Annotated in this window: 23 protein-coding genes; 9 read left to right on the top strand and 14 right to left on the bottom strand. The window is 67.9% G+C overall.

The window, feature by feature from the left end; genetic code table 11:
• Positions 1-175: 175 nt before the first annotated feature.
• Positions 176-2107, bottom strand: a complete 1932-nt coding sequence (locus tag FFS23_RS14200) for a ribonucleoside-diphosphate reductase subunit alpha (RefSeq protein WP_137899109.1) — start codon at positions 2105-2107, stop codon at positions 176-178.
• Between the two features lie 708 nt (positions 2108-2815).
• Entirely contained in the window at positions 2816-5467 is a 2652-nt protein-coding gene (locus tag FFS23_RS14195) for an EAL domain-containing protein (RefSeq protein ID WP_137899108.1), read from the bottom strand.
• 657 nt (positions 5468-6124) lie between these two features.
• Here FFS23_RS14195 and FFS23_RS14190 point away from each other — a divergent pair.
• Both FFS23_RS14190 and FFS23_RS14185 read left to right on the top strand, forming a co-directional pair.
• Positions 6125-7645 carry a fumarate hydratase gene (locus FFS23_RS14190; RefSeq protein ID WP_137899107.1) on the top strand — a complete coding sequence of 507 codons (1521 nt, stop codon included), beginning with the start codon at positions 6125-6127 and terminating at the stop codon, positions 7643-7645.
• A 106-nt stretch (positions 7646-7751) separates the two neighbouring features.
• Positions 7752-8201: a DUF2501 domain-containing protein gene (locus FFS23_RS14185; RefSeq protein ID WP_137899106.1), complete on the top strand. Its 450-nt coding sequence runs from the start codon at positions 7752-7754 to the stop codon at positions 8199-8201.
• Here the strand turns inward: FFS23_RS14185 and FFS23_RS14180 are convergent.
• The 3 genes from FFS23_RS14180 to FFS23_RS14170 all read right to left on the bottom strand — a co-directional run bounded on the left by FFS23_RS14180 (position 8176) and on the right by FFS23_RS14170 (position 10353).
• Positions 8176-8724 (bottom strand): GNAT family N-acetyltransferase, encoded by a 549-nt coding sequence (locus tag FFS23_RS14180; RefSeq protein WP_137899105.1) that lies wholly within the window; start codon positions 8722-8724, stop codon positions 8176-8178. The genes FFS23_RS14185 and FFS23_RS14180 overlap by 26 nt on opposite strands.
• Before the next feature lie 54 nt (positions 8725-8778).
• On the bottom strand, positions 8779-9372 hold the full coding sequence (locus FFS23_RS14175; RefSeq protein ID WP_137899104.1) for a hypothetical protein: 594 nt from the start codon (positions 9370-9372) through the stop codon (positions 8779-8781).
• A gap of 456 nt (positions 9373-9828) precedes the next feature.
• A complete protein-coding gene (locus FFS23_RS14170) occupies positions 9829-10353 on the bottom strand; it encodes a hypothetical protein (RefSeq protein ID WP_137899103.1) in 525 nt (174 codons plus the stop codon).
• Between the two features lie 101 nt (positions 10354-10454).
• On the opposite strand from FFS23_RS14170, the gene FFS23_RS14165 reads away from it, so the two are divergent.
• Positions 10455-10835 (top strand): PRC-barrel domain-containing protein, encoded by a 381-nt coding sequence (locus FFS23_RS14165; protein ID WP_038663553.1) that lies wholly within the window; start codon positions 10455-10457, stop codon positions 10833-10835.
• On the opposite strand, the gene FFS23_RS14160 is transcribed toward FFS23_RS14165, so the two are convergent.
• The 3 genes from FFS23_RS14160 to uvrB all read right to left on the bottom strand — a co-directional run bounded on the left by FFS23_RS14160 (position 10832) and on the right by uvrB (position 13672).
• Positions 10832-11152, bottom strand: a complete 321-nt coding sequence (locus tag FFS23_RS14160; protein WP_137899102.1) for a HigA family addiction module antitoxin — start codon at positions 11150-11152, stop codon at positions 10832-10834. The two genes, FFS23_RS14165 and FFS23_RS14160, sit on opposite strands and share 4 nt — an antisense overlap.
• On the bottom strand, positions 11124-11408 hold the full coding sequence (locus FFS23_RS14155) for a type II toxin-antitoxin system RelE/ParE family toxin (RefSeq protein ID WP_137899101.1): 285 nt from the start codon (positions 11406-11408) through the stop codon (positions 11124-11126). Before FFS23_RS14155 ends, FFS23_RS14160 begins: the two co-directional genes overlap by 29 nt.
• A gap of 65 nt (positions 11409-11473) precedes the next feature.
• A complete protein-coding gene (gene uvrB, locus FFS23_RS14150) occupies positions 11474-13672 on the bottom strand; it encodes an excinuclease ABC subunit UvrB (RefSeq protein WP_137899100.1) in 2199 nt (732 codons plus the stop codon).
• Positions 13673-13808: 136 nt separating this feature from the next.
• Between uvrB and FFS23_RS14145 the strand changes: the two genes are divergently transcribed.
• A complete protein-coding gene (locus FFS23_RS14145; protein ID WP_137899099.1) occupies positions 13809-14630 on the top strand; it encodes a ferredoxin--NADP reductase in 822 nt (273 codons plus the stop codon).
• A gap of 146 nt (positions 14631-14776) precedes the next feature.
• On the opposite strand, the gene FFS23_RS14140 is transcribed toward FFS23_RS14145, so the two are convergent.
• Positions 14777-16015, bottom strand: coding sequence for an MBL fold metallo-hydrolase (locus tag FFS23_RS14140; protein WP_137899098.1), 1239 nt, complete (start codon positions 16013-16015; stop codon positions 14777-14779).
• Between the two features lie 120 nt (positions 16016-16135).
• On the opposite strand from FFS23_RS14140, the gene FFS23_RS14135 reads away from it, so the two are divergent.
• A complete protein-coding gene (locus FFS23_RS14135) occupies positions 16136-17707 on the top strand; it encodes an amidase (protein ID WP_137899097.1) in 1572 nt (523 codons plus the stop codon).
• A 259-nt stretch (positions 17708-17966) separates the two neighbouring features.
• A complete protein-coding gene (argB, locus tag FFS23_RS14130; RefSeq protein WP_137899096.1) occupies positions 17967-18866 on the top strand; it encodes an acetylglutamate kinase in 900 nt (299 codons plus the stop codon).
• Between the two features lie 16 nt (positions 18867-18882).
• Here argB and FFS23_RS14125 read toward each other — a convergent pair whose 3' ends face one another.
• Together FFS23_RS14125 and FFS23_RS14120 are read right to left on the bottom strand one after the other, a co-directional pair.
• Positions 18883-19290 (bottom strand): DUF4345 domain-containing protein, encoded by a 408-nt coding sequence (locus tag FFS23_RS14125; RefSeq protein ID WP_137899095.1) that lies wholly within the window; start codon positions 19288-19290, stop codon positions 18883-18885.
• Positions 19287-19739, bottom strand: a complete 453-nt coding sequence (locus FFS23_RS14120; RefSeq protein WP_137899094.1) for a DUF2721 domain-containing protein — start codon at positions 19737-19739, stop codon at positions 19287-19289. Before FFS23_RS14120 ends, FFS23_RS14125 begins: the two co-directional genes overlap by 4 nt.
• A gap of 95 nt (positions 19740-19834) precedes the next feature.
• On the opposite strand from FFS23_RS14120, the gene FFS23_RS14115 reads away from it, so the two are divergent.
• The 3 genes from FFS23_RS14115 (at position 19835) to FFS23_RS14105 (ending at position 21848) form a co-directional block, all read left to right on the top strand.
• Positions 19835-20923, top strand: a complete 1089-nt coding sequence (locus FFS23_RS14115) for a GNAT family N-acetyltransferase (protein ID WP_249340687.1) — start codon at positions 19835-19837, stop codon at positions 20921-20923.
• A 36-nt stretch (positions 20924-20959) separates the two neighbouring features.
• Positions 20960-21505, top strand: coding sequence for a 3'-5' exonuclease (locus FFS23_RS14110; RefSeq protein ID WP_137899093.1), 546 nt, complete (start codon positions 20960-20962; stop codon positions 21503-21505).
• Positions 21506-21671: 166 nt separating this feature from the next.
• Positions 21672-21848: a DUF4169 family protein gene (locus FFS23_RS14105; protein WP_137899092.1), complete on the top strand. Its 177-nt coding sequence runs from the start codon at positions 21672-21674 to the stop codon at positions 21846-21848.
• 6 nt (positions 21849-21854) lie between these two features.
• Here FFS23_RS14105 and FFS23_RS14100 read toward each other — a convergent pair whose 3' ends face one another.
• The 3 genes from FFS23_RS14100 to cyoC are packed head-to-tail and all read right to left on the bottom strand — an operon-like array spanning position 21855 to position 23556.
• Positions 21855-22499, bottom strand: a complete 645-nt coding sequence (locus FFS23_RS14100) for an SURF1 family protein (protein ID WP_137899091.1) — start codon at positions 22497-22499, stop codon at positions 21855-21857.
• A 38-nt stretch (positions 22500-22537) separates the two neighbouring features.
• Entirely contained in the window at positions 22538-22930 is a 393-nt protein-coding gene (cyoD, locus tag FFS23_RS14095) for a cytochrome o ubiquinol oxidase subunit IV (protein WP_038663518.1), read from the bottom strand.
• Positions 22927-23556: a cytochrome o ubiquinol oxidase subunit III gene (gene cyoC, locus FFS23_RS14090; protein WP_038663515.1), complete on the bottom strand. Its 630-nt coding sequence runs from the start codon at positions 23554-23556 to the stop codon at positions 22927-22929. The genes cyoD and cyoC overlap by 4 nt, the downstream gene beginning before the upstream one ends.

Raw genomic sequence — 23556 nt, 5'->3', positions numbered from 1 at the left:
TTTTTGTGCGCCTCCTTTCTACCGCACCCTTGCTCCCGTGCCCGGCACCCTCCCTTGCCCGATGGGTGAGGCAATGGTGGCCACCTCACCCCTACCCCTGCGGTAGAGGATGGGGCCCGCCCTACGCAGTCGGGTGGGAGGGTGAGGTTGACCTATTCGTTTACTGGCACGCCAGTCATTCGTCATAGTCGTTCGTCTCGCCGATCTCGAACTTGGGCGCGGCGATGGTATTGTCCGCCTCGACCCCGCCCGACCCGGCGAACCCGGCGCGCTGCACCGACTTGGAACGCAGGTAATAGAGCGACTTGATGCCCAATTCCCACGCCCGGAAGTGGAGCATCAGCAGGTCCCACTTCTCGACGTCGGCGGGGATGAACAGGTTCAGCGACTGCGCCTGGTCGATGTAGGGCGTGCGGTCGCCGGCGAGTTCGAGCAGCCAGCGCTGATCGATCTCGAAGCTGGTCTTGTAGCAATCCTTCTCCTCCACCGAGAGGAAGTCGAGATGCTGGACCGACCCGCCATGTTCGAGGATCGAGTTCCACACCGCGTCGCTGTTCTTCGATTTCTCGTTGAGCAGCTTTTCGAGATAGGGGTTCTTGACCGAGAAGCTGCCCGACAGCGTCTTGTGCGTGTAGATGTTGGCCGGGATCGGCTCGATGCACGCGCTGGTGCCGCCGCAGATGATGCTGATCGACGCGGTCGGCGCGATCGCCATCTTGCAGCTGAACCGCTCCATCGCGCCGGTGTCGGCGGCGTCGGGGCAGGGGCCGCGCTCGATCGCGAGCTGCATCGAGGCTTCGTCCGCCTGGCCCTTGATGTGCTTGAACATCCGCAGGTTCCACGACTTGGCCATCGCCCCCTCGAACGGCAGGCCGCGCGCCTGGAGGAAGGAGTGGAAGCCCATCACGCCGAGGCCGACCGAGCGTTCGCGGCTCGCGCTATAGGCGGCGCGCTCCATCCCCGGCTCGTGGCGGTCGATGTAATCCTGCAGGACGTTGTCGAGGAAGCGCATCACGTCCTCGATGAAGCCCTTCTCGTCCTTCCACTGGTCCCACGTCTCGAGGTTGAGGCTCGACAGGCAGCAGACCGCGGTGCGGTCGTTGCCGAGATGGTCGACGCCGGTCGGCAGCGTGATCTCGCTGCACAGGTTCGAGGTCGACACCTTGAGGCCCAGCTCGCGATGATGCTTGGGCATGTTGGAATTCACGTGGTCGGCGAAGACGATATAGGGCTCGCCGGTCTGCAGGCGGGTCTCGACCAGCTTCTGGAACAGCGAGCGCGCATCCACCGTCTGGCGGATCGTCTGATCCTTGGGGCTGCGCAGATGCCATTCCTCGCCGTTGCGCACCGCCTCCATGAAGGCATCGGTGAGCAGCACGCCATGGTGCAGGTTGAGCGCCTTGCGGTTGAAATCGCCCGAGGGTTTGCGGATCTCGAGGAATTCCTCGATCTCCGGATGGCTGATGTCGAGATAGCAGGCGGCCGAGCCGCGGCGCAGCGAGCCCTGCGAGATCGCGAGCGTCAGGCTGTCCATCACGCGGACGAAGGGAATGATGCCGCTGGTCTTGCCGTTGAGGCCGACCGGCTCGCCGATGCCGCGGACGTTGCCCCAATAGGTGCCGATGCCGCCGCCGCGGCTGGCCAGCCAGACGTTCTCGTTCCAGGTGTCGACGATGCCGTTGAGGCTGTCGGGGACCGAATTGAGATAGCAGCTGATCGGCAGGCCGCGCCCGGTGCCGCCGTTGGACAGCACCGGCGTCGCCGGCATGAACCACAGCTTCGAGATATAATCGTACAGGCGCTGCGCGTGTGCGGCATCGTCGGCATAGGCCGAGGCGACGCGGACGAAGAGGTCCTGATAGCTCTCGCCCGGCAGCAGATAGCGGTCGTTCAGCGTCTCCTTGCCGAAGTCGGTGAGCAGCGCGTCGCGGCTATGGTCGACCTCGACCGGATAGGGGCGGGCGCGGACTGCCTTGCTGCCGGTGCCGACCGCCTCGGTGGCGGGGGAGGCGGTGGTGGCGCGTGCCGCATCGGTGGTGGCTTCGCCGGCCGGTGCTTCGATCGTGTCGCTGGTCATTGCTTCACCCTGCGTGTCCCTGAAATCCATCGAAACCGATCCTTCGTTCTCTAAGTGTTCGAATCGGCGGTGCATTCTCATGCTACCACCAAGGCGGCCCGAGGAAGAGAACAAAATGAGCACATCGCGATGCCGCGGCTTGCCCGGTACCGATGCCCGATATGGGGATCGACGGTGTTCTCTACCAGCAATTGGGTCCGCCCCCGAACTCAACCCCCACAAGTTGTGGCAAACCGACGCGGCAGGCAAGGGGGTAATGCGGCGGAGCGAGGCCGGTTCCGCCCCGCCGGTGCACCCCGGCAGCGGACGATGCCGCACGACGCGCGGACTTCCGCGGGTTACGGAAAGCGCAAGGGAACGATGCGGGAACGAAAATTTTTAGTCCCGGCGAATCCGGACATGAATCGCGCGCCTAGCGGGTGGGACGGGACTAAGGTGGGACCGACATTCCGTCAAAATCCTCCCCCGCTAGGGCAGGGCTATCGCATATGAAGATTTCTGTGAGTCCGTCGTGTGCCAAACCCACCCCGTCACCCCGGACTTGTTCCGGGGTCCACCCCGCGGCGAGGAGAAAGGCTTGGTTCTGTACCGTCCTCTTGCGGCCCGGTGGACCCCGGAACGAGTCCGGGGTGACGAATCTCGTGAGGAAACCAATCGAGCCTTATCAGCATAGCCATATGAGATAGCCCTGCCCGCCAGGGGGAGGAATTACCTTACGCCGATGAAGGTCGATGGGGACTAGGTCGCGCGGCGGGCGACGCGGCCGGGCTGTGCCTGCTGGAGCCGGTCGAGGTTGAAATTCTCGGCGAAATGCAGCCCCGCCTTGCCGTCCTGCGCCCAGGCGACGCGGGCGGCGAACATCTGGTCCTCGACCAGTTCGATCAGCACGTCGAGCCCGACCGCCTCGTCGTCGATCGCGACGCCGTCGATCATCGCGCCGCTCGCGGAGATGTTGCGGATGCGCACGTCGCCCTGCGTGCGGCCGATCGCGAGCCGCGCCGAGCGCAGCATCTTGGTGCGCGGCGCGCGGCTCACCTTGTGGCCGACCGGCGCGGCCTGCACCGCGCCGCCGAGCTGTACGATCACCTCCGCATCGGCGATGCCGGCGCCGTAGACGAAGCCCTGGATATGGCTGCAGCCCAGGGTGCGGACGAGCTCGATCTCGTCCTGGATCTCGACGCCTTCGGCGGTCGTCTCCATGGCGAGCGTATCGGCGAGCGTGACGATGGCGCGGATGATCGCAGCATTGCGGTTGCCCGGCTGCGCGGCGCCGCGGACGAAGCTCTGGTCGATCTTGATCTTGTCGAACGGCGCGGTGCGCAGATAGCCGAGGCTGGAATAGCCGGTGCCGAAATCGTCGAGCGCGAGGCGGACGCCGAGCGCCTTCAGCGACCGGAACATCGCATCGGTCGCGCCGGATTCGTCGAGGAACACGCCCTCGGTGATCTCCAGCTCGAGCCGCGACGCGAGCAGGCCGCTGCGCGCCAGCGCCGAGGTGACGATCGCCGGGAAGGCGGGGTTGGCGAACTGGATCGGCGAGACGTTGACCGCGACGCGTACCGCCCGCGGCCAGCGCGCCGCGGCGTCGCAGGCGGTGCGCAGCACCCATTCGCCGAGCGCCTCGATCAGCCCGCATTCCTCCGCCACCGGGATGAAGTCGGCGGGCGAGATGCGGCCGCGCACCGGATGCTGCCAGCGCAGCAGCGCCTCATAGCCGGTAATCTCCTCGGTCGCGGTCGAGACCACGGGTTGATAATGGAGGTGGAAGCCGCCCTCCGCCAGCGCGGCGCGCATGTCGTCCTCCAGCGCCTTGCGGCTCTTCGCGCCCGACAGCATCTCCTCGGAGAAGAAGCGGTGGACGCCGCGGCCGTCTGCCTTGGCGGCATAGAGCGCGAGATCGGCGTTGCGGACCAGCTCCTCGGCATTGTCGCCATGCTGGGGGGCGATGGCGATGCCGATCGAACAGCCGATCGTCACCGTCGCGCCGGCGATGAAATAGGGCTGCGACAGCGCGGCGATCAGCTCCCGGGCGAGCGTCGTCAGCGTGTCGCGATGGTCGATCGCGGGCAGCAGCACCTTGAATTCGTCGCCGCCCAGCCGGCCGACCAGCCCGACCGCGCCGACGACGCGTTCGAGCCGCTGCGCGACCTGCTTGAGCAAGGCATCGCCGGCCTGGTGGCCGAGCGTGTCGTTGACCGCCTTGAACCGGTCGAGGTCCATCAGGAACAGCGAGGCGGGGCGCAGCACGCCGCCCTGCGGTTGCAGCGTCTTTTCGAGGCTCTGGCGCATGCGCTGGCGGTTGGCGAGGCCGGTGAGGCCGTCGAACAGCGCAAGGCGGGTGATCTCGGCATCCGACTTGCGCTTCTCGGTGAGGTCGCTGCCCGAGCCGATGAAGCCCTGGAAGCGGCCGAGATCGTCGATCACCGGCCGGCCCGAGATCGACCACCAGCGGTCGGGTTCGGTGCCGTCGGTGCTGCCGGTCGCGCAGACGGTGTAATCGGCGAACGAGGTGCGCGACGAGATGTGGAAGGCGAGGGTGCGTTCGGTGCCCGGCGAGGCGCTGTCCATCCGGAACACGTCGGTGAGCAGGCAGCCGCCGGGATCGCGATAGGGCGGGGCGAGCGCCGCGGCGACCTTGGCGGAGAGATAGGTGATGCGGCCCTGGCGGTCGGCCTCCCAGAACCAGCCGGTGCCATGGCCTTCGAATTCGGCGATCATCTTGACCGCGAGGCTGCCCTCGCGCGCGGCGGAGACGCGGCGCTGCACCGCGAGGCCGTCGAGCCGGGCGAGCCGCGCGGTGGCGACGCCGAGGCAGACGAGGAAGGCGAGCGCGACCAGCGCCGGCAGCACGCTGTCGGACAGGAGCGCGAGCATCAGCACCAGCCCGGCGCCGAAGCCGAGCGTCGCGGCGCGGACCGGGTGGAGGGCGATGCTGGTCATGCCGATCGCGCCGGCGAGGCCGACGAAGCAGCCGAGCTGGACCGGGCTGATCGGCAGCCGCGTCGACGCCCAGAGCAGCCAGAGCAGGGCGGCGGCGGCGACGGTGGCGCTCGCCACCAGACCGCGGGTGCGGACGTGCGGCGGCCAGCTGCGCGGCCGCGACGCCGCGAGCAGCGCATAGGCGGCGAGCGAGGGCAGCAGCAGCGCCGCGATGGCGACGACGATGCCGACCGGCGCGCCGTTGGTGGCGACGTCGCCCAGCGCCGCGCCGATCAGCACCGCGCTGGCGATTCCCTGCGCGGCGAGCGCGAACGGCCAGATCGTGCGGACGTGCGCGAGATGGCCGGCGTGCATCTGCGCCTCATGGTCGCTCTGCTCGCCGCCGAGACCGAGCAGGCGCAGCACCGGGACGGCGGGGATCTGATCGGGCGTGGGGGAGGGCAGGGGCATGACGCGCAAAATAACGTGTGATGGTTGAGAAAGCTTTGCGATCACGGGGGTTTTTGGGTCGCGGTGCCGGCGTTCGTCACCTCCGGGCAGAGGCGTGGGCGCGCGGTTTTTGGGGTACGTCAGGCATGTGCAGTGCTCCCGCGCAGGCGGGAGTCCGGGGTCACGTACGCTACGAGACGTTGTTTTGATTGGCCCTGGATTCCCGCCTTCGCGGGAATACTGAGGCGACATCGCGGGGTTTCGCGGACCTCCCGCCTCCGCCGGGGTGCGTCAGGCATGTGCAGTGCTCCCGCGCAGGCGGGAGCCCAGGGTCATGAACGCCATGAGACGTTGTTTTGCTTGGCTCTGGGTTCCCGCTTTCGCGGGAACACTGAGGGGGGCGACATCGCGGGGTCTCGCGGACCTCCGGCCTCCGCCGGGGTGCGTCGGGCATTCGGAGTGCTCCCGCGCAGGCGGGAGCCCAGGGTCACGTATGCCACGAGACGTTATTTTGCTTGGCTCTGGGTTCCCGCCTTCACGGGAACACTGGGAGGGGGCGGCATCGCGGGGTTTCGCAGAACGCTCGGCAAGTGCCGGGGACGACACCGGCTCCGGTCCGAAACGTGCCTTGGCGGCCATCCTTCCGGGCTTTAAGGCGGGCGCGAAGGAGCCCGCCCCGTGACCACGACCATCCGCGCCACCGACCTGATCGACAGCGTCGCCGATGCGCTGCAATTCATCAGTTACTATCATCCGATGGATTACATCCGCGCGCTCGGCGAGGCCTATCACGCCGAACAGAGCCCGGCGGCGAAGGATGCGATCGCGCAGATCCTGACCAACAGCCGGATGTGCGCCGAGGGGCATCGGCCGATCTGCCAGGATACCGGCATCGTCACCGTCTTCGTCAAATGGGGGCAGGATTGCCGGCTCGACAGCGACCTGTCGTTGCAGGAGGTGATCGACGAGGGCGTGCGGCGGGCGTACCTGCACCCGGAGAACAAGCTGCGCGCCTCGATCCTCGCCGATCCGGCGTTCACCCGGCGCAACACGCGCGACAACACGCCTTCGGTGCTCCACGTCGAGATGGTGCCGGGGTCGCGCGTGTCGGTCGACGTCGCGGCCAAGGGTGGCGGGTCGGAGAACAAGTCGAAGTTCAAGATGATGAACCCGAGCGACAGCATCGTCGACTGGGTGCTGGAGATGATCCCGCAGATGGGCGCGGGCTGGTGCCCGCCGGGGATGCTGGGCATCGGCATCGGCGGCACCGCCGAAAAGGCGATGCTGCTCGCCAAGCAATCGCTGATGGGTGCGATCGACATGGGGCAGCTCAAGGCGCGCGGGCCGAAGAACGATATCGAGGCGCTGCGCATCGAGCTGATGGACAAGGTCAATGCGCTCGGCATCGGTGCGCAGGGGCTGGGCGGGCTGTCGACGATCCTCGACGTCAAGATCCTCGACTGGCCGACGCATGCCGCGTCCAAGCCGGTGGCGATGATCCCCAATTGCGCCGCGACGCGCCACGCGCATTTCACGCTCGACGGCAGCGGCCCGTCCTATCTCGAGGCGCCGAAGCTCAGTGACTGGCCGCAGGTCGACTGGCAGCCGGACAGCGCCGCGATCCGCGTCGATCTCGACACGCTGACGCCCGAGGTGGTGGCGCAGTGGAAGCATGGCGACCGGCTGCTGCTCAACGGCAAGATGCTGACCGGGCGCGACGCCGCGCACAAGCGGATCGCCGACATGCTGGCCAAGGGCGAGCCGCTGCCGGTCGATTTCCGCGGGCGCGTGATCTATTATGTCGGGCCGGTCGATCCGGTCGGCGAGGAGGTCGTCGGGCCGGCGGGGCCGACGACGGCGACGCGGATGGACAAATTCACCCGCATGATGCTCGACCAGGGGCTGCTCGCGATGGTCGGCAAGGCCGAGCGCGGCCCGGCGGCGACCGAGGCGATCGCCGAGGCGAAGAGCGCCTATCTGATGGCGGTCGGCGGTGCGGCGTATCTCGTCGCGCGGGCGATCAAGGGGTCGAAGGTCGTCGGCTTCGAGGATCTCGGGATGGAGGCGATCTACGAATTCGAGGTCAGCGACTTCCCGGTCACCGTCGCGGTCGACAGCGCGGGGCAGAACGTCCATCAGCTCGCGCCTCTGGTGTGGCGCGAGAAGATCGCACGCGAGGGGCTGCTGACGCCGGCGTGAGCGGAGGCGGCAGTAGCGGGACGGGCCGAGCCATCGCCGCGGGCGGCGGTGGAACGGCGCCCGCGGCGGGTGGTTGGTTGGCCATCATGACGATGGGAGCCCTGCCATGAAGACGATCCTTGCCGCCGCGCTGATCCTCGCGCCGACGCTGGCGAGCGCGCAGACCGCCGATCCGGCACCGCAGACCGGCGCCGCCACCGGTACGTCGCAGGCCGGCGGTTGGCTGGGGCAGGCGCAGAGCCTGCTCGGCGGCGGCGGAGGGGCCGGGGCGCTGCCGCGGATCGGTTCGATCGGCGCGGGCAATGCCGCCGGGCTGCTCGGCTATTGCGTCAAGAACCGGTTGCTCGGCTCCGGTGGCGGCGCGTCGGGCGCGGCGGGTGTGCTCGGGCGGCTGACCGGGCAGAAGGACGTGCAGAGCCAGCCGGGCTATGCGGCGGGCCAGGCGGGGCAGGTGCAGGCGCCGGGCGGGCAAGCGCTGTCGCTCGACGGGCTGCGCGGGCAGGTGAAGAACCAGGTGTGCAATCTGGTGCTCAACCGGGCAAAGGCGTTCCTTTGACCCGGCTGCGGCCGCCGGTGGTCGTCGGCGACTGCGGGATCGCGAGCTGGAAGAACTTGCGGTCCACCATCATCACCGGGAAATTCACCGGCAGGCCCATTCGCGATATCTCCCGAAAGCCGTTCTTCTTGTAGAAACGGTGCGCGCTGTGGAAATCCCGCGCGGTACCGAGAAAGACGTTCTGCATCCCGCTTTGCCGGGCATGCTGCACCAGCGCATCGAGCAGCCCCACGGCGACGCCAAGCTCGCGACCGCGGGCATGCGCGGCGACGAACAGCTTGCGCAGCGCGCCGTTGCGTTTGGCGATGTCCTTGAGGCCGATCGTGCCGACGATCTCGTCGTCGCGCTCCGCCACCCAGAACCCGCCGGCGCCGGTCTGATAATAACTGTCGATCGCCAGCAGATCCGGCTGATCGTCCGCGGTGATGGGCATCCCGAACTCAACCTGCTGGATCGGCAGGATCAGCGCCGGGATCCTGTCCCTGTCCGGCGCGGCATAGGGGCGGATGATCGTTGCAGCCATGATCCCGTTATAGAGCCGTGCGCGCCGATGCGGTCGATCGGTGCGCGAACGGCGTTACCGGCGGCGGAAGAAGATCAGGAAGCTCGGCCGGTCGCGCACCGAGCTGAACGAGGACGCGGCTTGGTCGAGTCCAAGGGCTCGGGCGCGATCCGATAGCTGCGGGCCTTGCAGTCCGCTCATCACTCCGCCGTCCGCGTCGGGCGGCAGGCGGGGCGGGTAGGTGCCGGAGACTTCGCAGACCGTCGTGGCGCAGCGGACGGTGAGGGGGTCGCTGCCGATGTTCGGGATATCGGCGAAGGCGCGGCGTAAGTCGGTTTCCCGGCGTCCTGCCCAGCCCGCATCGCGTGCTTCGGCCCGAAACCGGGCGTGCAACTCCCGCGGGTCGCTGTCCAGCGGCGGGAGGTTGGCGGCGATCGGGTCATCTTGCGGTGACGATGAGGCGGCGGTCGGCTGCGGCGTGGGCGAAGCCGACGGGACGATCGGTGCCGTCGTCGTGGACGGCGGCATCGGGCTGGCGGGGATCACGCGGACAGGCGTCGTGTCCGGCGGGGAGGGCACGACCGGATGGCGGCTATCGATCCGCCAGCCGAGCAGCGCGATCAGCGCGACGGCGAGCGCGACGATTCCGATGCGAACTCCAGGCGACATCCCGTCCCTCCCGAAACCATATCCGGAAGGAACCTATCTTCGGACGCCGGCGAGTCAAAGCGGAAGTGCGGCCACGGCACGCTGGGCCAATGCGCCCTGCCCCAGATGTGAGAAGAGGGTGCCGTGCGCCTCCCGGCAGCCCGACACCCTCCAAACATGGTCAGCGGCCGGAGAGCTCCAGCCCGGGAAACCATGGGACCTCGTTCATCCTCGTCGTGCCGTTGATTGGGGGAGGATACCCCCCGACACGATTCAAACGGACGTCAGAAGCCGGTCCCCCGAACGAACCGAACCGAACTCACTGCTGAACCATGAGACATCGGATCACCTCCTTTCGCTTGTTGATAGCCATGTGACCGGACCCGGCCACACCCGCAATGTGCACATGCGCCGCGGTGGAAACAAGTCTTGTAATGCAGGGGTTTTTACGCGACGATTCCAACCCTCGCCGCCGCGTCAGCCGCGGCAGTCCTCGGTCACCCGCTCGATCTCCGCCCAGGCCGGCACGACCAGCGTCGGTGCGCCCGGCCGCTCGATCACGAAACGGCCGCGACTGAACCCCATCGCATCGAGCAGGCCGTCGTTGGCCGCCAGCGTCGCGGCGAGCGACGGCGGATTGCCGCCGTTCGGCTGGACCGGGAGCGCGCGCGCGATGCTGGTGGTGCGTATGGTGAGGGTGGTCGCGGTGCTGCCGTCGACCGACAGGATGATCTGGCGCCGGTCGCGGTCGCAGCGCAGCGCGAGGCGTGCGGGGCCGCCGGCGGGGGCGAAGCGCGCGATGCTGCCGCGCGTGTCGCGCTGCCAGATCCAGTCGCCCGGGGTCAGCGGCCAGTCGCGCCAGTCGGCACCGCGCGGCGTTGCGGTGACCGGCGGCGCGGGCAGCGCCACCACCGGCTTGGGCGCGGGGGCGGGCGGTGCCACCGGCTGGGGCACGCAGGCGCTCGCGGCGAGCAGCAGGGCGGTGGCGGAAAGGATGCGCATCGGGCGGCTTATGCGGGAAGGGCGGCGATGCCTCAAGCGGCGTGCGCGTGGAACCGGCGCGGGCAACGGGCGGTTCACCCGTCAACAACCAGGAGCATCCGATGTCGACCGACAGCCAGTCCACCACCGCTACGCAATTGCTCGTCCAGGCGAACGTCGCCCACACGCTGAAGGTGGAGAGCCGTGACGGCGATCAGGTCGGGTCGGTCTATGCGCTGATGGTGCACAAGGGCACGGGCCGGTCGACGCATGCGGTGCTCAGCCTCGGCGGCTTCCTCGGCATGGGCAAGAGCTTCTATCCGCTGCCCTTCGAGCTGCTCCAGTTCGATCCGGTGCGCGACCTCTACGTGGTGACGATCGACCGCCGTCTGCTCGAGGGCGGGCCGAGCTGGTCGAACAACGCGCCGGTGTTCGACCAGGCCTATGCCGATCGCGTCGCGAGCTATTACGGGGTGAGCGCGGCGAACCTGACGACGGGCTAAGCGGCGCGGGGGATGATATGATCGAGATCGGCCCGGTAAACCGACCGGGCCTCTTCGAGATCATAGTCGTTCTGCAAACCGAGAAAAAACGTCTCGCTCATGCCGAAGTAACGAGCCAGTCGAAGCGCGGACTCGGCATCGACCGGTGCGCGTTCGTTCAACAGCGCTTCCAGCTTCTCACGGGCGATCCCCGCGCCTGCGGCGACCTCAGCAGCGGATATCTCGCTGCCGATCAGGAAATCCTCACGGAGGATTTCGCCCGGATGGATGTTCGGCAGTCGCTCGCTATCATCGATGATAATCCTCGATGCGGACATCGATCGCGCTCCCGTCCTCCCAGCGGAAGGTGATCCTCCACTGGGCGTTGATGCGGATACTATATGTTCCCTTGCGGTCGCCCTTCAACTCCTCGAATCGACTGCCCGGCGGGATGAGCAGGTCGTGCGGGCTGACGATGCGGTTGAGCTGACGCAGCTTGCGAAGCGCAGGGCGCTGGATATCCGGCGGCAGCCTGCGGCTGCGGTTGCGGTTCCAAATGCGTTCCGTCTCGGCGTCGGCGAAGCTGCGGATCATGGAGCCATCCTTCCACCCGATCCGTAGTTTGTTGCCTGACCAATGTTACCGCCGTCGGACGGCGCTTACCGCCCGCCGCGCCGGCCGCCCATCCGCATCTTCTGTTCCTTGCCGTAGCGCGTCTTGCGGGTGCCGGGCTTGCCCTCGTTCGAGCGGCCCATGATCGGCGCCTTCTGCTCGTCGACGGGCAGGCCGAGTTCCTCGTTCTCCAGCTGGCGGATCTCGTCGCGCAGCCGGCCGGCTTCCTCGAATTCGAGGTCGCTCGCCGCCTTGCGCATCCGCTTTTCGAGATCCTCGATATAGGCGCGCAGATTGTGGCCGACCATGTGCGGCCGGTCCTCGTCGATCGGAATCGTGACCTGATCGCCCTGCGATACATGCGCGATGATGTCGCCGATGTTGCGCTTGATCGTCGTCGGCGTGATGCCGTGTTCGCGGTTATATTCCTCCTGCTTCTCGCGGCGGCGCGCGGTCTCGTTCATCGCCCGCTCCATCGAGCCGGTGATGCGGTCGGCATAGAGGATGACGCGGCCGTCGACATTGCGCGCGGCGCGACCGATCGTCTGGATCAGCGACGTCTCCGAGCGAAGGAAGCCTTCCTTGTCGGCGTCGAGGATCGCGACCAGCCCGCATTCGGGAATATCGAGCCCCTCGCGGAGGAGGTTGATGCCGATCAGCACGTCATAGACGCCGAGGCGAAGGTCGCGGATCAGTTCGATACGCTCCAGCGTCTCGACGTCCGAATGCATGTAGCGGACCTTGATCCCCGCCTCATGCATATATTCGGTCAGATCCTCGGACATGCGCTTGGTCAGCGTCGTCACCAGCGTGCGATAGCCGGCGGCGGTGGTCTTGTGGCATTCCTGGATCAGGTCCTGCACCTGTTCCTCGACCGGCTTGATCTCGACGGGCGGATCGATGAGGCCGGTGGGGCGGATGACCTGTTCGGCGAAGACGCCGCCGGTCTGCTCCATCTCCCAATTGCCCGGCGTCGCCGAGACGCTGACCGTCTGCGGGCGCATCGCGTCCCATTCGTTGAAGCGCAGCGGCCGGTTGTCGATGCACGACGGCAGGCGAAAGCCATATTCGGCGAGCGTGATCTTGCGGCGGTGATCGCCGCGCGCCATCGCGCCGATCTGCGGCACCGTCTGATGGCTTTCGTCGACGAACAGGACGGCGTTTTCCGGCAGATATTCGAACAAGGTGGGCGGCGGCTCGCCGGGGAGGCGGCCGGTGAGGAAGCGGCTGTAATTCTCGATCCCTGCGCAGCTACCGGTGGCGGCGATCATCTCGAGGTCGAAATTGGTGCGCTGCTCCAGCCGCTGCGCCTCGAGCAACTTGCCTTCGGCGACGAGTTCCTTGAGCCGTTCGGCGAGTTCGTGCTTGATCGCGTCGCCCGCCTGTTTGAGCGTCGGGCCGGGCGTGACGTAATGGCTGTTGGCGTAGACGCGCACGCTGTTGAGGCTCGCCACCTTCTTGCCGGTGAGCGGATCGAATTCGGTGATGTCCTCGATATCGTCGCCGAAGAAGGAGATTCGCCAGGCGCTGTCCTCGTAATGCGACGGGAAGATCTCGAGCGTGTCGCCCTTCACGCGGAAATTGCCGCGCGCGAAGGCGGCGTCGTTGCGCTTGTATTGCAGCGCGACGAGCTTGCGGACGATCTCGCGCTGGTCGACGGTCGCGCCCTTCTTGAGATCGAAGATCATCGCCGAATAGGTTTCGACCGAGCCGATACCGTAAAGGCACGACACCGAGGCGACGATGATGCAATCGTCGCGTTCAAGCAGCGAGCGCGTCGCCGAATGGCGCATCCGGTCGATCGACTCGTTGGTCGACGATTCCTTCTCGATATAGGTGTCCGAGCGCGGCACGTATGCCTCGGGCTGGTAGTAATCATAGTAACTGACGAAATATTCGACGGCATTCTCGGGGAAGAAGCTCTTGAACTCGCCGTAGAGCTGCGCCGCGAGGATCTTGTTGGGGGCGAGGATCAGCGCCGGGCGCTGCAATTCCTCGATCACCTTGGCCATGGTGAAGGTCTTGCCCGAACCGGTGACGCCGAGCAGCACCTGATCCTTTTCGCCGGCGCGCGCGGTCGCAGTCAGCTCGGCGATCGCGGTCGGCTGGTCGCCGCTCGGGCTATATTCGCTGACCAGCTTGAACGGGCGGCCGCCCTCGACCTTGTCGGGACGTGCGGGGCGATGCGGGACGAAGCTTTCGCCGGTTTCCGGCTCGGCGAGGCTGGTGCGGATCTGGATGGCCATATCGGGAACGGATATGGGGTAGCCGCCAGGGCTCGGCAATGACCGGCAGGGGCATGGCCAAGCTTTGCTTTGGTTGACCCGGCGGCGCGGGGTTCATAATGCGATCCCTTCGCAAACAACCCGAAGCCCGTCGCGCATGACCGATCTCCGTTCCCCCAAGACCCTGCCCGAGACCAAGGCGTTCGCGAACGTCAAGGTATTGTGGGTGCGCCACTGGAACGACCGGCTGTTCAGCTTCGCGGTCGAGCGGCCGGCGAGCTTCCGCTTCCGCTCGGGCGAGTTCGTGATGATCGGCCTGCCCGGCGACGGCGAGGGCGCGAAGCCGATCATGCGCGCCTATTCGATCGCCAGCCCGCATTATGCCGAGGAACTGGAATTCCTGTCGATCAAGGTCGAGGACGGACCGCTGACCTCGAAGCTCCAGCTGATCGAGCCGGGCGACGAGGTGTATATGGGCAAGAAGCCGACCGGTACGCTCGTCACCGATGCGCTGGTCGGCGGCAAGCGGCTGTTCTTCTTCTCGACCGGCACCGGCCTCGCGCCGTTCCTCAGCCTGGCGCGCGATCCAGACGTCTACAGCATGTTCGATCAGGTGATCCTGGTCCATTCGGTGCGGCAGGTCAGCGATCTCGCCTATCACGACGAATTGCAGGCGCGGCTCGCCGAGGATCCTTTGGTGTCGGACGAGGCGGCGACGCAATTCCACTATGTCCCGACGGTGACGCGCGAGCCGTTCCGCACCACCGGACGGATCGGCGACCTGATCGAGAGCGCCGCGCTGTTCGGCGATCCGGTGCAGGGGGCAAAGAAGCTCGACCCCGAGACCGACCGGATCATGCTGTGCGGATCGATGGCGATGATCCGCGAGACCGCGGCGATGCTCGACGGGCTGGGGTTCGAGGAAGGCTCGAACGCCAAGGCCGGGACGTATGTGATCGAGCGCGCGTTCGTGGATTGATGCCAGTTCCCTTCTAGGTTTGGTACGCGAGCAAAATGGAAACCTGTCATCCCCGCGAAGGCGGGGATCTATAACCTCGGACGTCTGGCAAGAGCCGCGGCATCAGCGTGTATGGATCCCCGCCTGCGCGGGGATGACAATTATGGTCAGGGCAGCGCCTTCACCTCCGGCGTGTCGAGGCAGCGCATCATCTCGGGCGGGGTCATCGGTTTGCCCGCTGCCAGCTTCGCATAGGGCGCGATCTCGAACGGCACGCCGAGTCGTTCCGCGGTGAAGCCGCTGCCGCCGGTGCAGCGCATCGCCGCGGCGAGCATTTTCGGCGGCGTGTCATAGCCTTCGTAGGACAGGCGGAACGTCCCCCAGTGGATCGCCAGCGACCGCGCCGCGCCGAGGCGCTGGTGGATCAGCGCCGCCTCCGCGGGGCCGACATGGCTGCCCGAGGACATCTGCCCCGGCTGGAAGCGGAAGGCGCCGATCGGGATCATCGCGAAGCGGATCGGGCCATAGGCCGCCGCCTCGCCCGGCCACAGGCCGTCGCCGAAGCCGGTGTCGCCCGCGAAGAACAGATTGCCGCCGCTCGGCAGGCGGACGACGAAGCTCGACCAGAGCGCGCGGTTGCGATCGGTGAACCAGCGGCTGCCCCAATGATGGTTGCGCGTGACGAACACCTGCGCGCGGTCGCCGGGGCACCAGCTGTCGGGATCGCAGCGGATGTCGCGGCTGGTGTCCTTCAGCCCGGCGGCGGTCAGCGTCGCGCTGCCGCCCCAGTCGAGCCCGAGCGCCTTCGCGCCGGTCTGGCCGACGACGCTGTCGTTGCCGAGGCTGGTGACGATCGCCGGTGCGTCGCGCCGCCACAGCCGTTGCAGCGTCGCCTTGTCGAGATGGTCGTAATGGTTGTGGCTGAGCAGGACGAGGTCGATCTTCGGCAGGTCCTCGAACCGCACGCCGGGCGCGGCGACGCGCGCGGGGCCGAAGCCGAGCGGGCCGGCGCGGTCGGCATAGACCGGGTCGGTGAGGATATTGAGGCCCTGCGTCTGGATCAGCACGGTGGCGTGGCCGATCCACGTCACCACCATCCGCTCGCCGTCGACGCGCGCGGCGGGTTTCGATGGCGCGACCGGGACCTGCGCCGGCCAGACCGGGCGGCCGTCGCGGCCGGTGAGCTGGCGCCACAGGAAGCCGCCGCGGCTGCCGCCGCCGGGCAGGCCCTGCGTGTCGCGGTCGTTGTCGGGATTGAAGAAGCGCGCGCCGTCGTAGTGATCGGTCGCCGGGCCTTCGTAATAGAGCCGATCGAGAAAGCGCGGCACGATCGTCACCGCGAGGCCGGTGACGACGATCAGCAGCACCAGGATCGCGGCGGCAATTCTCGTTATGCGCGCTGTCATCGTCCTGATCCCGATCAATATGGCGGAGGGGTGGAGGTGGAACGGCGGATATCCGTACGGCGGAACGCTTGCGCGTCGCCGCTACGGCCCTAGCATCGCTCGAAAAGCACAGGGGGTTCCATGCGTCGGATGTTTCTTGCCGTTCTGCTCGCCGCGTCGGCCTCGACCGCGATCGCGAAAACGCCGCGGGTCGAGGAGATGTCGCTCGAACAGGTGCAGGCGCTGATGACCGCGGGCAAGGCGTCGAGCGTCGAGGTGACGCGCGCCTATCTCGACCGGATCGCGGCGATGGATCGCAAGGGGCCGACGCTGCGCAGCGTGATCGCGGTCAACCCGGACGCGCTGGCGCAGGCGAAGGCGCTCGACGCCGAGCGCAAAGCGGGGCGCATCCGCGGGCCGCTGCACGGCGTGCCGGTGCTCATCAAGGACAATATCGAGACCGCCGACCCGATGGCGACGACCGCGGGCAGCCTGGCGCTCAGGGACAATGTCACGCGCCGCGACGCACCGGTGGTGGCGGCGCTGCGCGCGGCGGGCGCGGTGATCCTCGGCAAGACCAACCTCAGCGAATGGGCCAATATTCGTTCCAGCCATGCGATGAGCGGGTGGAGCGCGGTCGGCGGGCTGGTGCGCAACCCCTATGCGCTCGACCGGACCGCATGCGGATCGTCGTCGGGATCGGGCGCGGCGGTGGCGGCGAGCTTCGCGGCGGCGGCGGTGGGGACGGAGACCGACGGGTCGGTGGTCTGTCCGTCGTCGATCAACGGGCTGGTCGGGCTGAAGCCGTCGATCGGGCTGGTCAGCCGCACGCACGTCGTGCCGATCAGCCATTCGCAGGATACGCCGGGACCGATGGCGCGCAGCGTGCGCGATGCGGCGATCCTGTTCTCGGCGATGGTCGCGGCCGATCCCGCGGATCCGGCGACCGCCGGCGCGGTAAGCCGCGACTATGCCGCGGGCCTGTCGGTGAGCGCGCTGTCGGGGGTGCGCGTCGCCGTGGTGCGGCCGGAGGGACTGTCGGTCGAGGTGACGGCGACATTCGATGCCGCGCTCGCGGTGCTCAAGGCGGCGGGCGCGGTGCTGGTGCCGGTCGATCCGCCCAAGCTCGATGGCGTCGGCGACGCCGAATTCACCGTGCTCAAGACCGAGTTGAAGGCCGATCTCGACGCCTATCTGGCGACCACCCCGCCGGCGGTGACGGCGCGGACGCTCGACCAGCTCATCGCGTTCAACCGCGCGCATGCCGCCGAGGAGATGCCCTTCTTCCAGCAGGAGACGTTCGAGGCGGCGGCGCAGACCAAGGGGCTGGGCGATCCGGCGTACAAGGCGGCGCGGGCGAAATCGCTGCGACTGGCGAGCGAGGCGATCGACGGCATGCTGCGCCGCGCGGGCGCGACATTGCTGGTCGAGCCGACCTATGCGCAGGCGTGGCTGAGCGATCCGGTGTACGGCGATCAATATGGCGGGCCGTCGTCGTCGGAGCTGCCGGCGATCGCGGGCTATCCCAACCTCACCGTGCCGATGGGGCTCGCCAAGGGGTTGCCGGTCGGACTGTCGTTCATCGCCACCAAGGGCGGCGAGGCGACGGTGCTGGGCGCGGGCTATGCCTATGAACAGCGGGCCAAGGCGCGGGTGGCGCCGCTTTATCTGCCGCAGGCGGACGTCGGCGAGGGGGTGGACGGGCGGCGGTAGGGGCGACGACGGTTCGTAGGGTTTTATCACCCGTCACCCCGGACTTGTTCCGGGGTCCACTTTGCGGCGAGGAGACGGGCTTGAGGCTTGAGCGCGCGCTTGCGGCCCGGTGGACCCCGAAACAAGTCCGGGGTGACGGAGTGGGTGTGGAGAGGGCGAAGCTTGCACGATCCATCATTGGCCTGCTCCATATCCCCCGCATCGAAGCACTTGCCACAGAGGCTTTGAAGCCGGGCGATCCGCGGCTAAAGGCGCGCGCATGACCGACTCCATCGCCACCGCCGCGCTGCTCGCCAAGGCCGAGACGCTGACCGACGCGCTGCCCTATCTGCAGCGCTATGCGGGCAAGACCTTCGTGGTCAAATACGGCGGCCATGCGATGGGTGATCCCGAACTGGCGCGGGACTTTGCCGAGGATGTCGTGCTGCTCAAGGCGGTCGGCATCAACCCGGTCGTCGTCCATGGCGGCGGGCCGCAGATCGGCGCGATGCTCAAGCGACTCGGCGTCGAATCGCGCTTCGTCGACGGGCTGCGCGTCACCGATGCGGAGACGGCGCGGATCGCGGAGATGGTGCTCGCCGGGTCGATCAACAAGGAAATCGTCGCCTGGATCGGCCAGGCCGGCGGCCGCGCGGTCGGCATCTCGGGCAAGGACGCTAATCTCGTCACCGCGAAGAAGGTCGGGCGCGAGACGCCGGACACGTTGCAGGGGATCGAGCGTCACGTCGACCTCGGCTTCGTCGGCGAGCCGGTGGCGGTCGACCGGACGATCATCGATACGCTGTCGGCGAGCGGCATCATCCCGGTGATCGCGCCGATCGCGATGGGCGCCGATGGCCAGACCTACAATATCAACGCCGATACGATGGCGGGGGCGATCGCCGGGGCGCTCGGCGCGGCGCGCTTCTTCCTGCTCACCGACGTCGCGGGGGTGCTCGACAAGCAGAAGACGCTGCTGACCGATCTCGATCCGGCGCGGATCGCGGCGCTCAAGGCGGACGGCACGATCTCGGGCGGGATGATCCCCAAGGTCGAGACCTGCGTCGCCGCGGTCGAGGCCGGTGTCGACGCGGCGGTGATCCTCGACGGCCGCGTGCCACATGCGATGCTGCTCGAAATCTTCACGTCGGAAGGCGCGGGGACGCTCGTCCACGCCTGAGTCCCGACCGGGCGGCTCAGTGCGCCGCCCGCCAGCGCCGCGCGAACGCCGCTTGCCAGAGCATCAGCAGCGGCACCGCGCCCAATTCCATCGCGAAGCCGAACAGATGGCCGGGCGACGGCGCGCCGACCGCGCCCAGCGACACGACACGCGACAGGCCGCCCGCGACGACGAGCGCGCCGAGCAGGCGGAAACGCGGGCCGGTCGCCTCGATCCGCGGCACGCAGCTCGCGAAGGCGATGCCGACCCCGAGGAAGATGCCCGAGATATAGCGGAAATGGCTGTCGAGATCGGTCGGGATCACCGGCGGATGGCCGAGGAAGCCGGGCCCGTGCAGCACGCTCTGCCCGCCGACCGACAGCGGTACGAAGCAGGCGAGCGCCACCACCGCCTGCAACAGACGGCGCTCGGCGGCGAGGCTCACGACAGGATCTCCTTGCGGACGTGGATCGCGCGCAGCGACACGCGCACCTCCCACATGAAGGCGGTGAGGCAGCAGATCAGCAGCGTCACCGCGACGATGAAGACCAAGGCGATCCAGGTGCCGATATGGAATTTGGCGATATTGGCGATGAACAGCAAAGCGATGACGACGCAGGCCATCACCGCGCTGGATACAGACAGGAATAGCGCTGCGTTGATGATCGACATGCGTTCGTCGAGCAATTTCAGCTCCCAGACGTCGCGGGCGCGGTCGGCGCCGCTCTCGGTGCCGAGCACGCGCTCTTCGAGGATGCGGGCGCGGTCGATGACGCGGGCGAGCCGCCCGGCGAGGACGTTGAGGATCTGGCCGATCGCCGCCAGCATGAACACCGGCGCGAGCGACAGCTGGATCGTCTGCGCGATCGTCGAAACCTGGAAGAACACTGGCATGGCCCCATCATAGGGCGCGCCGCGCGAGGCGAAAGGGTGCACGGCTCGCCGCAATCTGCACCGATTGGTAAGGCGTGGCGGTTAGATGCGCCGGGGTGACCGAAGCGATGCTCCTTGCCGAATTCCAGCGGCTGCCGCCGGTGGCGCGCGCCACGATCGGCGATGGGCTGTCCGCGGCACTCGACGACGTCGCCGCGCGCGCCGCGGCGAGCCATGGTTTCCTGCGCTACGGCTGGTTCGCCGCGGCGCTGGGCGCTTATGGCGGGCGGGCGCGGACGCTGCTGGTCGAGGAGGACGGCGTGCCGACCTGCGCGCTGCCGTTCGTCGGCGTCGGGCCGGGCTGGGCGCGGCTGGCGGCGGTGCCGGGCAGCTATTGGCCGTTCCGCAGCTTTCCGCTCGCCGCCGGGGCAAGCGAGGCGACGCTGCGCGCGGCGCTGGCGACGCTGGCGGGCGCGGTCAACGGATTGCGGATCGGCCCGGTCTATGACGGCGATGCGGCGGCGGCACCGCTGATCGCGGCGGCGCGGGCGAGCGGCTGGGCGGTGCTCGACCGGTTCGTCGCCGACAGCTGGCTGCTCGACATGGCGGCGTTGCAGACGGAGGGATGGCCACGCGGCTCGACGCTGCGCAAGAACCGCTTCCATGAGAAGCATCTCGCCAGCCACGGCGTGACGGACTGGCGGTTCGTCAGCGGCGCGGACTGGGCGGCGGCGTTCGACGCACTCGCGCAGATCGAGGCGGTAAGCTGGATCGCGGCGCGCACCGATGGCTCCGACGCGAAGTTCACCACCACCGGCCACGGTGCCTTCTGGCGCGCGGCCTCGGCGGATCCGGTGATCGCCGGCATGTTGCGCGCGGCGTTGCTGACGATCGACGGCACGCCCGCAGCTTTCTCGTTCGACATCGATGCGGGCGACCTCAAATATGCGATCGCGAACAGCTACGACCCCGCTTACGCGAAACATTCGCCGGGCAAGTTGCTCTATTACCGCAATCTGGTCGAGGCGTTGGGCCGCGGCATCACCCGCGTCGATTGGGGTGCGGGGGACAGCGGCTACAAACAAGTGATCGGCGCCGACAAGGGGCCGGCGATCCGCGACTGGTTGCTGCTGCGGCCCGGACTGCCGGCGCTGGTCGGGCGGTTGGCGCGCGGCGCGTGGCGGCGATCGGGGCAGGGCGGCTAGACGCACCCCTTCGGCCTGCTTAGGCGTTGGCGGATCATGCTCGTATTCCTCGATTTCGAAGCCTCGTCGCTCGCCAAGCTGAGCTATCCGATTGAGGTCGCCTGGGTATGCGAGGACGGGAGCGAGGAAAGCCATCTGATCCGGCCGGCGGCGCAATGGACCGACTGGGACGCGGCGGCCGAGGCGATCCACCATATCCCGCGTGCGCGGCTGGAGGCGGAAGGGACTCCGCACGACGTCGTCGCGCGGCGGATGATCGAGACGCTGACCGGGCACGAGCTGTTCGCGAGCGCGCCGTCGTGGGACGGCAAATGGCTGAGCGCGCTGCTGCGTGCGGCGAAGCTGCCGCGCCACGCGCTGCGGTTGCGCGATACCGAGGACGCGCAGCGCGATACGGCGACGGCGATCCTGCGCGACGTCGTGCCGGCGGAGCTGCTCGGGCGTGCGGTGGCGGAGGTGGTGACGCTCGCCGAGGTGCGCGACCGCGACGTACCGGCGCATCGCGCGCTGGCGGATGCGCGCGACGAATGGGAGCGCTGGTGCGTGGTGAAGCGCGCGGCGGAAGCGCGGGCGGCCGAGTAAGTCCTCCCCCGCAAGGGGGAGGGGGACCGTTCAGCGTCAGCCGAATGGTGGAGGGGGAGGTAAGGGTGGAAGCCTCATTACAAAGCTCCCACCCTTACCTCCCCCTCCGTCACGGCTTCGCCGTGCCACCTCCCCCTGGCGGGGGAGGACTGATATGAGGCTCCCCATGGCCGAGATCATCAACCTGCGTCTGGCGCGCAAGGCGCGCGATCGTGCCGCCGCGGCGCGGGCCGCCGAAGCCAATCGCGCCAAATTCGGGCGAAGCAAGGCCGAGCGTGCCGCCGAGGCCGCCGAGCGCGAACGCGCGGAGCGGATCGTCGACGGCGCGAAGCTGGACGACTGACGCGGATCAGCGCGGGCGGCGGACCCGCCATGCCATCAGCGCGACCAGCGCGGCCAGCCCGAACCAGGTCAGCGCATAGACCAGATGGCTGTTGTGGAAGCGGACGACGGTGAGGCCGCCACGCGGCCAGCCGCTCTTCGGTTCGCTAGCATCGATGAAATAGGGAGCCACCTGGCCGAGGTGCCTGGCCGCGGCGATACCGGCGACGTCGCGCGAATACCAGCGGTCGGCGGCGGGGTCGTTGCTGCGCAGGAAGCCGCCGCCCGGCTCGGTGAGGCGGAGCAGGCCGCGCACCGTCTGCGGCGCGGGGGAGGGGGCGACGCGGCTGCGCTGGTCGCCGGGGACGAAACCGCGGTTGATCAGCAGCGCGAAACCACGGTCGGTGTCGAAGGGGGTGAGTACCCAGAACCCGCCGCCGAGTTCGGTCACGGCCTGCACATAGGTGTCGGCGCCGGTGCGGTAGTGGCCGGTCGCGACGACCGGCCGATAGGCGTTGCCGGTGCCGAGGCCGGGCCAGTCCGTTGGCCCCGGCGCCGGAACCGGCGGGCTGGTGAGCTGGCGCTTGGTATGCGCGATAAGCGCGAGCTTCCACGTCCGCCGTTCGAGCTGCCAGATGCCGAGGCCGATCAGCAGCGCGATGACAACCAGCATGACGCCGGTCGCCCATCCCCGGCGGGACGCGGTGGTGCTCACATCGCGCCCGCGTCCATGCTGGGCATCATGTTCGTGTTCATATGATACATGACCCAGAGCGAGCCGGCGAGACAGATCGTCAGGACGATGATCGTGAAGATCAGCGCCATCAACGTCCAGCCATTCTCCGACTTGGAGTTCATGTGCAGGAAATAGATCATGTGGACGACGATCTGCACCAGCGCGAACACCATGACGATACCCGCAGTGATCCGCGCGTCGGCGATGACGCCGCTCATCACCAGCCCGAACGGAATGGCGGTGAGGATCACCGACAGGATGAAGCCGATCAGATAATCCTTGCGGCTGCCGTGCGCGCCTTCGGACGAATGACCGTGGCCGTGCGCGTTATCGTGCGCGTCGTGACCGTGATGCGTGTCCGCGCTCATCGCAGCACTCCCAGCAAATAGACGAAGGTGAAGACGCCGATCCAGATCACGTCGAGAAAGTGCCAGAACAGCGACAGGCATTGCAGGCGACGCTGGTTGGCGGCGATCAGCCCCTTGCGGCCGACCTGCACCATCAGCGTCACCAGCCAGATGATGCCGAAGGTGACGTGCAGGCCGTGCGTGCCGACGAGCGTGAAGAAGGACGACAGAAAGGCGCTGCGCTGCGGCCCGGCGCCTTCGTGGATCAGCGTCGAGAATTCGTAGAGCTCGATGCAGAGGAAGGCGAGGCCGAACAGGCCGGTGATCGCCAGCCAGCCCTGCACGGCGCGGACCTTGCCGTCGTTCATCGCCAGCATGGCGAAGCCGTAGGTGATCGACGACAGCAGCAGCATCGAGGTGTTGAGCGCCACCAGCGGCAGCTCGAAGATCTCGTGCGGCTGCGGGCCGCCGGCATAGCTGCCGCCGTAGACGCCATAGGCCGCGAACAGCATGGCGAAGATCAGGCAGTCGCTCATCAGGTACAGCCAGAAGCCCAGCATCGTGCTGCCGCCGGCGTCGTGATGATGTTCGTCGGTCTCGTAGAAGACCGGGGCCTGTGTGCCCGGGGGAATGGTTGCTTCGCTCAT

Origin of the sequence: Sphingomonas sp. 2SG, assembly GCF_005503285.1 — a bacterium.
In the GTDB taxonomy this organism is placed as follows: domain Bacteria; phylum Pseudomonadota; class Alphaproteobacteria; order Sphingomonadales; family Sphingomonadaceae; genus Sphingomonas; species Sphingomonas taxi.
The sequence above is the reverse complement of the archived record's forward strand: the minus strand, read 5'-3'. Positions and strand labels throughout refer to the sequence as shown.